The 10,099-nt window shown below is 56.3% G+C and carries 10 protein-coding genes and 1 pseudogene; 5 read left to right on the top strand and 6 right to left on the bottom strand.

All coding sequences use genetic code 11. The annotated features are described in order from the left end of the window. Nucleotides 1-14 precede the first annotated feature (14 nt). Complete coding sequence (locus GTU67_RS09580) at nt 15-875, bottom strand: AraC family transcriptional regulator (protein WP_185779852.1); 861 nt, start codon at nt 873-875, stop codon at nt 15-17. Nucleotides 876-1,119: 244 nt separating this feature from the next. Then, on the bottom strand, nt 1,120-2,013 hold the full coding sequence (locus GTU67_RS09575) for a serine hydrolase domain-containing protein (RefSeq protein ID WP_185779851.1): 894 nt from the start codon (nt 2,011-2,013) through the stop codon (nt 1,120-1,122). 44 nt (nt 2,014-2,057) lie between these two features. On the opposite strand from GTU67_RS09575, the pseudogene GTU67_RS09570 reads away from it, so the two are divergent. Next, nucleotides 2,058-2,243: pseudogene (locus GTU67_RS09570) on the top strand (GntR family transcriptional regulator); the annotation flags it as partial. Between the two features lie 52 nt (nt 2,244-2,295). Here the strand turns inward: GTU67_RS09570 and GTU67_RS09565 are convergent. The 3 genes from GTU67_RS09565 to GTU67_RS09555 form a co-directional block, all read right to left on the bottom strand. Next, entirely contained in the window at nt 2,296-2,892 is a 597-nt protein-coding gene (locus GTU67_RS09565) for a mechanosensitive ion channel family protein (protein ID WP_430459008.1), read from the bottom strand. A gap of 103 nt (nt 2,893-2,995) precedes the next feature. Beyond that, on the bottom strand, nt 2,996-3,832 hold the full coding sequence (locus tag GTU67_RS09560) for a zinc-dependent peptidase (protein WP_185779885.1): 837 nt from the start codon (nt 3,830-3,832) through the stop codon (nt 2,996-2,998). A 55-nt stretch (nt 3,833-3,887) separates the two neighbouring features. Further along, complete coding sequence (locus tag GTU67_RS09555; protein WP_185779849.1) at nt 3,888-4,223, bottom strand: YegP family protein; 336 nt, start codon at nt 4,221-4,223, stop codon at nt 3,888-3,890. 280 nt (nt 4,224-4,503) lie between these two features. Between GTU67_RS09555 and GTU67_RS09550 the strand changes: the two genes are divergently transcribed. From GTU67_RS09550 to GTU67_RS09535, 4 genes are all read left to right on the top strand, one after another. Continuing rightward, nucleotides 4,504-6,762, top strand: coding sequence for a TonB-dependent receptor (locus GTU67_RS09550; protein WP_185779848.1), 2,259 nt, complete (start codon nt 4,504-4,506; stop codon nt 6,760-6,762). A gap of 89 nt (nt 6,763-6,851) precedes the next feature. Beyond that, the gene (locus tag GTU67_RS09545; RefSeq protein WP_185779847.1) at nt 6,852-7,532 is read left to right on the top strand and encodes a Fe2+-dependent dioxygenase; all 681 of its coding nucleotides are present in this window, start codon (nt 6,852-6,854) and stop codon (nt 7,530-7,532) included. Beyond that, nucleotides 7,529-8,635 carry an alpha-hydroxy acid oxidase gene (locus GTU67_RS09540; protein WP_185779846.1) on the top strand — a complete coding sequence of 369 codons (1,107 nt, stop codon included), beginning with the start codon at nt 7,529-7,531 and terminating at the stop codon, nt 8,633-8,635. Before GTU67_RS09545 ends, GTU67_RS09540 begins: the two co-directional genes overlap by 4 nt. Nucleotides 8,636-8,694: 59 nt before the next feature. Beyond that, nucleotides 8,695-8,976: a peptidylprolyl isomerase gene (locus GTU67_RS09535; RefSeq protein ID WP_185779845.1), complete on the top strand. Its 282-nt coding sequence runs from the start codon at nt 8,695-8,697 to the stop codon at nt 8,974-8,976. Nucleotides 8,977-9,038: 62 nt separating this feature from the next. On the opposite strand, the gene GTU67_RS09530 is transcribed toward GTU67_RS09535, so the two are convergent. Continuing rightward, the gene (locus tag GTU67_RS09530) at nt 9,039-10,097 is read right to left on the bottom strand and encodes an aromatic ring-hydroxylating dioxygenase subunit alpha (protein WP_185779844.1); all 1,059 of its coding nucleotides are present in this window, start codon (nt 10,095-10,097) and stop codon (nt 9,039-9,041) included. Nucleotides 10,098-10,099 lie beyond the last annotated feature (2 nt).

Raw genomic sequence — 10,099 nt, 5'->3', positions numbered from 1 at the left:
ATGAGTCTGATTTTTTACTTATTGTGCGATTGCGCAAGCACATCGACTACTTTACGGTATTGACTAGGCGTTGCGCCAAGATGCTGATGAAAGAAACGGGTGAAGTGACTGGGAGCGCTAAACCCCAGAGTTTCAGAAACATGCGCGAGAGAGTCTTCCATTTGCGCCACTCTCTGGATCGCCGCCTCCATACGCAGTACGTTGGCATAAACAATCGGCGTTACGTTGGTCGACTGTTGAAACAGCTTAAAGAAGTGAGCCCTGGAGAGGCAGGCTTGCTCAGCCAAAGTACTAATATCCAATTCTGCACCGATATTTGCCTTCATATAGGCAATCGCGCGCCGTATGCGATGATCGGGCACGGCAGGCAACTTGGCCTGCCCAAGAACGTTCAAGGCGCGCCAACGAGTGAAAGACTCGATGACCGATATCATTAAATTGAAGAGCCGCTCCTCTAATTCTGGTCCCGCCAACTCGGCGCCGTAAAACATTTCAAATGCCAACTCGCCCGCCAAGCGACGCACGTTGGGCGACGTTTCGACATATGGCATGGGAAAGAAACCAGAGGTGCCACTGCTGATAAACGCCTTCTCAATGTCGATCAACCATGCTGGCTCGATGTATAAGCCCAAAATTATGGTGCGCGGTGCATTTAGCCGGTGCGTATATGCGTGAGGCTCCCAAGAATTGATAAGTACTATGTTGTCGTCAGTTAACGGGACCGTTTTGTCCTGAACGGAGAAGAAAGTGTCCTCGCCACCGGCCTTAATTAAAACGTGACACTGAGAATGGGCGTGCGTAACCAGCGGGCGATCCATATCCAGCAGAGCGATCCGCCCAAATTTTCCCTGAAACGCTCGAATAGCAACAGACATAGAAATGCTCGGGTTAAACGGCTTTTCATTTTTAAGTATTCCCGAAAGTGCCGGTATCGGGGTATACCATTAACGGCCGCACTTAAAAAAAACGGTGCAACCCCGCCTTGAAGCTCAATTACCGGCCTCACTACCGGGGCGTGCGGAAGCAATTCGCGCCATGACAAATACTTGATCTTTTGGGCATGTTACCTGACGCTGGCCCCACAACCCACCCGGGCCATACGGGTTAAAGGCTACCGGGTCAACCCATTGCCGGTGGGCTTTTGTAGACGGCCTCTACCAGCGCCTCGGTACGATCGCCCACACTTTGGCCACCACACTGAAAGTTGGACTGACAGGCAAACGACAAGCAAGCATCCGGGTCGGCAAATGCAAGGGTGCCGCCCGAGCCGAAATGGCCGAAGGCATCGGGGTTGGGGCCCATCGGAACCCAACCCGGCTTGTTTTTGAAAAAGCCCAAAGCCATACGCAATGGGCGATTGAGGATGGCGTCTTCGGCTTCCCATTGAAGCGTCTGGGCCTGGGTCACTGCAGCACTGGACAGCAGCCGCACACCATTGAGCTCGCCATGATTGGCCAACAAGGCATACACCGTGGCTTGCCCGCGCGCTGTGCCATGGCCGCCAAACGAGGGCAAAAATGCAGTGCGCACTTTTGCAGAGTTAATCACGTCGACGTCCCAAGGCTTGGGCATTGCGTTCCAGGCCCTGTAAATATTAGACCCCGGCGTCTGACCGCGTTGGTATTGCTCGTTGACCGTATCGGCCGGATACAGCGTGGCCACCTTATCCAGCAGCTTGGGGGGCACACCCAGATAAAACGCGACATCCAAAGGCCCGCAAACCTCGGCTTTTAAAAACTCGACCACCGACTGCCCGGTGACGTTAAGAATGATGGTTGCCAGCAAATAGCCGATATTGGTGGTGTTATAGGCGGGCTGTGTACCGGGAGGCCAAGGCAGCTTTTGTTCGGTCAGGGCGTTGCGCATGGCCTCGAAATCGAACACATCGTCGGTCTGGGCGCTATCGTTAAAACACATCCCGCACTGGTGCGACAACACATGCCTGAACCCCGGTGCGCAAAACCCGGAGATACTTGCCGGCTTGCCTCGTGCCAGAACGCCTTCATTGAGCATTGTCGAGCTCCCGTTGCCGTATCAGAGGCTAACATGAAGAGCACGAGCGCGTCGTGGCGGCCATTGAAGCCGGCGACGCCGAGACCGCGGCACAAGAAATGCGCAACCATATCGACGGCGGCGGCCGCGATTTTGCAAAGTTTTTGGCCCAGACACCGGCGGAGCGCTTCGAGCCCGCCGCCCCGAACAGAACAAAAAACAAGGCTCGGACAGCCAGCAGCAAGCGCTAATTAAGGGGCATGACATGTTGCGGCAACTGGACGCGGCATGTCATGCCCCGGCTTAAGGCAGCCGGGCATTATCACTTGACACTACCGGCGGCCCGCCCTTCCAGCGGCGAACCACTCGCTGAAACACCAGCGCATTAGGAATCTGCAACAAGGCCCCGGCGTTTTCTTCGGTGCTGTCGCGCAAAGTCACGTAAAGCAGGCTGATGTCAACGACCTCGCCCTTGGCGCCGGGCTTCTCGGCAGTATCAAGAATTTCGACATAATCACCCAGGCGAAATGGACGCGCAGTAAAAATAAGAATGGCGCAGAAAATGTTGGACAGCACGCTCCAGGCCGCGAAAAACGCCACGGCGGCAACTGCCGCAAAGCCTGTAAACGCTGTCCAGAGCACCGTACCCGAAACGCCCAGACGGCCCAGCACCAACAAACCCGCCGCAATCATGATGACCCAACGCACAATAGTTGCAGTGGGTTGGATCAGGTGCATGGGTAAATCGTAGCGTTCGCTGGCGCGCAGCAAAATCCGTCTCAGGCCGCGTTGCAAAAACCAGGCGCCCAGCAAAATCACCAGCACCTGAAAGGTCAAAAACAACGAGCCCAGCCACTCGTGGCTCCAGGCGGGAAAATAAGGCATTAAAGACGCAAGCACGACGACGCTCCAGAAAACCCGTTGGCGGCCAAAAGTGATTGTATTCCGGCCTGCCGGACACCGCTACAGAGAGTGTGAATCACACCCTGTACTTTACCCAAGTTCAGCCTAACCGCTGCAACGGGTCTTGCCGAAAGTACGTCGACAGTAATGCATACCAGTCTGGGTACCATTGCACCAAACCGTGCGGGCCCAGAAAAAACGCTTCGGCGCTTACCGCAAAGAACTCGGCCGGGTCAGTAGCCGCGTAAGGGTCAAGCGGCAAATGGCTGAAATAAATCATGGCCGCTTCCGACTCGGGGTCAACGTCATGCGGGATACTGTCTTCGGCTTCCGTCAAGGCCAGCTCGAAATGCGCCCAGGTATCGTGCAGCACATCGGCCCAACGGGCCGGCGAAATTTCGCTATGCGAAGCAAGGCTGGGCACGCCGTCGGCGTCGCCGCACTGCAGGTCAAGCTTGTGCACGAACTCATGAATAACAACATTGACGTCGTCGCTGCGACCCGGCTGAGCATCGTGCCAAGACAGCACCAGGGGGCCGCCCTCCCACGCCTCGCCAGAGGCCTCTTCAATGTATTCATGTACGACACCGGCATCATCGACCTCGGTGCGAGGCACCAGAAAGCCGGCCGGATACACAATGATTTCTGTCCAGCCCTCGTACAGGCGAGGATCAAGCTGCATGACTGGCAAAGCCGCCTGCAATGCAATTGATAGCTGCATCTCGAACGAAAGCGCTAACCCGTGCGCGCCGCTGAACGACTTGCTGGCCAGCACCCACGCGGTTCTTTGCTTAAGCGCTGCCTCTTCTTGAGCCGATAAGCCACGCAAAAAAGAATGCGCCGCCAGCGCACCTTGCCAGCACGCCGGCGTGAGCCGTGCCATTTGAAAATCAATTTCTTTTTGACGGGCCCCGCGGCCACCCAACCAACGAAACACCATGAGGCCTGTCTTGAATAACGTGAAATTGAAATTAAACCGAATGGCGTAAAAATCAGGCTGTCAGATCGGACACGGAAGCATCGGGCGCGGTTGCCTTGACTGAGTCAACACCACTGTCGCGTGCGGCCTCGGAAGCGTAGCTTTCGCTGGTTGCAATAACCTGCCCATTGGTCGCCTTAAGGTTGAAACTGAATTTGCCGGTGTTCCCTGCCTTGCGCTCGTAACGCGCGTCGACAGAGGCATTGCTTTTTACAGAATCCACCCCGTTCTTGCACGAAGCCATTGTCTTATAGCCTTCGCTGACCAAGATAATCTGGCCATTACCGGCTTTAAGACGAAAGCGAAACTCGCCGGCCTTGTCTTTGTAGATTTCAAAATTCCCAGCCATAAGCACCCCCCAGTTGATATGAAACGAAAGATACGCACGACACACGACTGTGCTTTGCAGTCGATCAAAGCGTATCAGATTTCAGTTGTCGCACCCTGAATATCCGCGTTCTACCCGACCACCATTCAGCTGTTTTTAAACAATATTTAAGCTGTATTTCAAGTTTTATTCAGTCAGATTTCAATATTGTAAAAGTCTCATGAAAAATGATGGTTTTGGTTTAGAATTCCTGCGCCTGAGAATCATTCGCATTATCAATTAATAAGGGTAGGGAAAATCAATGCAGTCATCCGTTGCGAAACCATCCAAAACGTCTTTACGCGCGGTGCCATCGCTAGCGCTGGCGCTCGCGTCGTCCGCCGTGTTCGTTCCGACACATGTGTTCGGCCAAGCCGCCGACAACACCCCGGTACTGGCCCCCGTTAAAGTGACGGGCGAACGCGAACAAAGCAGCTACCAAACCCCCGTGGCGTCGCAGCCCAAGTTCACCGCGCCGCTGCTCGACACGCCCAAAACCGTGCAAGTCATTCCCCAGGCGGTCATTCAGGACAGCGCCGCCTCATCGCTGGAAGATGTATTGCGCAACGTCCCTGGCATCACCTTCGGCGCCGGCGAAGGCGGTCAACCCCTGGCAGACCGCCCTTTTATTCGCGGCATGTCTTCGGGTAACAACGTCTATGTTGATGGCATCCGCGACCCGGGCGGCCAAACCCGCGAAATTTTCAATCTGGAATCGGTCGAAGTCATTAAAGGCGCAGATTCGGCGTATGGCGGACGTGGCTCAGGTGGCGGCAGTATCAATCTGGCCAGCAAACGCGCTCGCCTGGGTAATTTTGCAGAAGGGTCTTTGGGCTTTGGTACCGACCACTACCTGCGCGGCACCGCCGACGGCAACTGGCAGTTCAATGAAACCTCGGCATTTCGCCTGAGCGTACTGGGTGCTAAAGGCGACGTTGCCGGGCGCGAAGCCGTTGACTACAAAAAGAAAGGCATCGCGCCATCACTGTCGTTCGGGCTGGGTACGCCAACCCGCGTTACCCTAAGTTATTACCACCTGGAAACCAACGGCATGCCCGACTACGGGGTACCACTGGCCAGCAAAGCACCTGCCCTGGACAACGGCAGTGGCATTCTGGACGTAAGCCGAGACGCTTTCTATGGCCTGTATGCGCGTGACTATCAAAAAACCAAAGCCGACATCGGTACGGTGGAAATCGAACACGACCTTTCAGACAAACTCACCTTTCGCAACGCAACGCGCTACGGCAAAACCCTGAATGACTACGTGGTAACCAACCCCGGCGACGGCACAGTAAAGCTTGACCCAACCACCAATACCTACTGGATGAAACGCGGCACAAAATCGCGTTGGCAAGAATCCACCATGCTGACAAACATCAGCGAACTGTACGGCGAATTTGAAACCGGCAGCCTGAAGCACCGCTTTAATGCCGGCGTTGAACTCACCCGAGAAACCAATGAAAACGCCACCTATAACGTCGCCACACTATCGGGCACCACATGCCCGGTGACTGCAGGGTTCGGCGTTGGCGACCGAGATTGCACGCCGTTGTTGTCCCCTAACCCCAACGACCCATGGACCGGCACCATCACCCGCAATCCGCTAAGCCAAGACCTGACATCCACCACACGCTCGGCCTATCTGCTCGACACCATCGACTTAAGCGAGCGCTTTCAGTTAAATACAGGTGTACGCGTAGATAACTATCGTATCTCGGGCGATTACACGGCGGGCCGCCCCGCCGTGACGGGCTCCGCAGACGGTGAGTGGACTATGTTCAACTACCAGGTCGGCCTGGTTTACAAGCCGGCATCAAACGGCAGTGTTTATGTTTCGTATGCCACAGCATCAACGCCGCCCACCATTTCTGGCGGCGACCAGGAAAGCCTTGGAGCAGACACATCGAGCCTGAAACCTGAACGTAGCAACACCATCGAGCTGGGTACAAAGTGGGACGTACTCGACAACAAACTGAGCCTGACGGCAGCGATCTTCCAGAACGAGCGTAAAGATGCCCAAATTAGTATCGACGCCAACACCACAGCTCAGGCCGGCAAAACCCGGGTTCGCGGGCTGGAACTGGGAATCTCGGGTCAAATTACCCGGGAATGGAGTGTCTTTGGCGGCTACACCTACATGGACAGCGAATTGCTTAAAGGCAGCTACAACAGCGTAAACGAAGGCGACCCGCTGGCAAATACGCCCAAACACAGCTTGAGCCTGTGGTCGACCTACGCCGTCACACCCGACTTTACCCTGGGCGGCGGTGCGTATTACGTCGGCAAAACTTTTGGTGGCAACCAGAACGGCGCTGGTGGCGGCACCAACAAAGTTTATATGCCCGCCTACTGGCGATTCGATGCAATGGCCTCTTACCAGGTCAACAAGCACCTGAATGTGCAGCTGAATGCACTTAACCTGGCCGACAAGGAATACTACGTGCGCACCAACGGTGTTCATCATGCCGACTTCGGCCCTGGCCGTCAGTTCATCTTGAGCGCCAACATGCGTTACTAAGCGCCTTGCGATACTGACTTGTCATAAACTGACCGTCTTACACGCCCTGGACCGGGTCGCTTGCTAAACAGGCGGCCCGGCTTGTCATTATGATCATCACCATCCCCAACGTTCTAACCCAAGACCAGCTTGCTGCCTGTCGCCAGGCGCTTTCGGCCGCCCCCTGGGAAAGCGGCTTGACCACGGCCGGCCACCTGGCGGCCACCGTAAAAAGCAACGAGCAGTTGCCGTTAGACCACCCGGTTGCGCGACAAGTGGGCGAACTGATTTTGCAGGCACTGTCTGCTCACCCCATGTTTGTTGCGGCCACGTTGCCCGCTCGTATTTTGCCCCCGCGATTCAACCGCTATGCCGGTGGCGGTAACTACGGCAACCATATCGACAACGCCATTTTTGCGGTGCCGGGTACCAGCCAACGCTTGCGCAGCGATATCTCCGCCACACTGTTCTTCAGCGACCCAACCGACTACGAAGGCGGTGAACTGGTCATTGAGGACACCTTTGGCACGCAGCACCTGAAACTGCCCGCAGGACACATGGTGGTGTACCCCAGCAGCAGCCTGCACCGCGTCAACGCTGTCACGCAAGGTGCTCGGCTAGCCGCCTTCTTCTGGGTGCAAAGCCTTGTGCGCGAAGACCATCGTCGGCGCCTGCTATGGGACCTGGATCAGTCCATTCAGGGTCTGACACTGCAAAACGCAAAGCCCGCAGAAATTGCGCGATTGACAGGGGTGTATCACAACCTCATTCGCGAGTGGTCGACGCCATGACATCACCTGCCCTGCCGCCAACGCTAACCACAATACCGCCAACCATCGCCTCGGTTACCGACTATATTGAATACGCACGCAAACGGGTCATGCCTGCAGCCTGGGCGTACCTGACAGCCGCCGCCGGCGACGGCCTAACGGCACAAGACAATATCGATGCCTTGCAACGACTCAAGCTCTTGCCCAACGCCCTGCAGTCAAGCGCCAACGCATCGACCGCCATCGAGCTTTTCGGCACCGTTTTCCCCTACCCGATACTGCTGGCGCCCGTCGCCTACCAAAAGCTGGCCCACCCCGACGGCGAGCTGGCTACAGTACTGGGCGCCTCAGCCGTGCAGGCCGGCATGGTGGTCAGCACCCAGGCCAATGTCAGCCTGGAAGACATTGCTGCACGTGCCCAAACCCCCTTGTGGTTTCAGCTATACATGCAACCCGTATTCGAAGACACGCTGACGCTAGTGCGCCGGGCCGAATCGGCGGGCTATCGCGCAATTGTGGTCACCGTCGACGCACCCATTAGCGGGCTGCGTAACGAAGAGCAAAGGGCAGCCTTTGTATTGCCGCCCCATATTGCGGCCGTTAATCTACCACCGACCGCGCGGGCGGGTACCGCACAGGCGGTTGCTGGTCAGGCCTTGGCGGGGCCGCTATGCTCCCCAACGTCTACTTTTGACGACCTCGCCCGCCTGGTGGCGCACACCCGCCTACCTGTAGTGGCCAAGGGCATTGCGCATGGCGCAGATGCGCGCCGAGCCATAGACGCCGGGTGTGCCGGCATTATTGTGTCGAACCATGGTGGCCGTGTGCTCGACACCCTGCCCGCCGCCATCGACCTGCTACCTGGTGTTGTACAAGCCGTAGGCCCCCAAGTACCCGTACTGATGGACGGTGGCATACGCCGCGGCACCGACATTTTGAAAGCCTTGGCCCTGGGCGCGCGTGCCGTGCTGATAGGACGGCCCCAGATATACGGCCTGGCGGCCGCTGGCGCCGCAGGGGTGGCCCACGTTTTACACATACTGCGCACCGAACTTGAAATGGCCATGCTGCTGAGCGGTCGGCCCCGTATCGACGCAATTGATGCCTCGGTGCTTTGGGCGTAACACCCAACTTTTGCGTTATCCTGTCAGGCCAACCCATTAAATCGCTTTAAGGATTACTCATGCAAACCGCATCCGCACGTCACATTTTGGTGCAGTCTGAAGACGCCGCCAACCAACTGAAAGCCGCTATCGAAAATGGCGCCGATTTCGCACAAGTCGCCAAAGAAAACTCTTTGTGCCCGTCGTCGGCTCAAGGCGGCGAGCTGGGCAGCTTTGGCCGTGGCGCCATGGTCCCCGAATTCGACGCCGTCGTCTTCAGTGCACCGGTTGGCGTTGTACAAGGCCCCGTTAAAACACAATTTGGCTACCACCTGCTCGAAGTCACCGAGCGCAACGACTGAACCTTGTTGACGCCAGGTCAAAGGCATGCCAAAAATTACGGGCCCTTCGGGGCCCATAGTTTTTATAACAAAGGCAATGGTGCCAGTACCGTTTGCGGCACCTGCTGCTCGCGTTGCACGTGCTGCTCAAGCAAGCGCCTTGCCCGGACAGCAGCTTCGTCCAGTCGAATCGCCACATTGGGTACTGCGCTGCCATACGTTTCAAGCTGCTTTTGCTGTATCTCGAGCACGACCTGGTCTTCGTCAAACGTTGCCGAAATCGCCGCCTGAATCTTGCCAGTCAATACCTCATCGTCCAGATCGAAATTACGCGCCACCGTCCAGAAATAATGCGTGCTGGTTTCTGTTTCTGGTGTCAGCAAATGCATGACGTGCATCATATGGGCCTCGTCTTTGGTCTTTTCAACCGGGTAGACACCCACATCGGTCATATTGATGCCCGGCAGCATATTGATGGCGGTTTGCCAACGATGAATAGGCCCATTGTGTTTAAGCACCATGGCAAAGAATGGTGGTGGATCAATATTTGGCATGTCGCGATGCGCGCGCACCAATCGCTCCCCCTCGATGGTGACTTTTAGCGGGTAATTGGCAATTGACTCCTCTTCGTCGTTGCCTATCGTACGCAAGTGCACATAACTTTCATGGCTTAAATCAAGTAAGTTGTCGTTTACCAACCTGAAGTCACAAGCAAGACGGTGATAGCCGATCGAAGGAGTCCACATGGGGTCATCATTCCAGTGCACATCGGGGATCAGGTCGTCGCTGGCCAACGCGGCATCACCCATCCAGATCCATAACAAACCGTGCCTGACTCGCAGCGGATGTGTTTGCGCGCACGCCTTGGCCGGAATTTGTGTCTGCCCGGGAATATCGGTGCACGCCCCCTGAGCATTAAACCGCATGCCATGATAGCCACACTGCAGCTCGTCTCCCACTCGGCGCCCTTTGGACAGGGGCATCAGCCGGTGCGGGCAAAGATCCCGCAACGCGCTGACCTGCCCATCTGACGTACGAAACATCACCACCGGCTGACCCAGAAAGGTACGGGCAACAAAAGGCGCCTGATCGAGCTCGTGCGTAAAACCCGCCACGTACCAAACATTCTTCAACCAATTCATGG

The sequence above is a fragment of the Pusillimonas minor genome, from assembly GCF_014237865.1.
Taxonomy (GTDB): domain Bacteria; phylum Pseudomonadota; class Gammaproteobacteria; order Burkholderiales; family Burkholderiaceae_B; genus Neopusillimonas; species Neopusillimonas minor.
Note: the sequence above shows the minus strand (reverse complement) of the source record. Positions and strands in the feature narration are given on the sequence as shown.

What these genes read in the sequence shown, in the direction of transcription:
- GTU67_RS09580 (WP_185779852.1), bottom strand. Translation starts at nt 875, where the DNA reads ATGTCTGTTGCTATTCGAGCGTTTCAGGGAAAATTTGGGCGGATCGCT.
- GTU67_RS09540 (WP_185779846.1), top strand. Translation starts at nt 7,529, where the DNA reads ATGACATCACCTGCCCTGCCGCCAACGCTAACCACAATACCGCCAACC.
- GTU67_RS09545 (WP_185779847.1), top strand. Translation starts at nt 6,852, where the DNA reads ATGATCATCACCATCCCCAACGTTCTAACCCAAGACCAGCTTGCTGCC.
- GTU67_RS09530 (WP_185779844.1), bottom strand. Translation starts at nt 10,097, where the DNA reads ATGAATTGGTTGAAGAATGTTTGGTACGTGGCGGGTTTTACGCACGAG.
- GTU67_RS09575 (WP_185779851.1), bottom strand. Translation starts at nt 2,013, where the DNA reads ATGCTCAATGAAGGCGTTCTGGCACGAGGCAAGCCGGCAAGTATCTCC.
- GTU67_RS09550 (WP_185779848.1), top strand. Translation starts at nt 4,504, where the DNA reads ATGCAGTCATCCGTTGCGAAACCATCCAAAACGTCTTTACGCGCGGTG.
- GTU67_RS09555 (WP_185779849.1), bottom strand. Translation starts at nt 4,223, where the DNA reads ATGGCTGGGAATTTTGAAATCTACAAAGACAAGGCCGGCGAGTTTCGC.
- GTU67_RS09535 (WP_185779845.1), top strand. Translation starts at nt 8,695, where the DNA reads ATGCAAACCGCATCCGCACGTCACATTTTGGTGCAGTCTGAAGACGCC.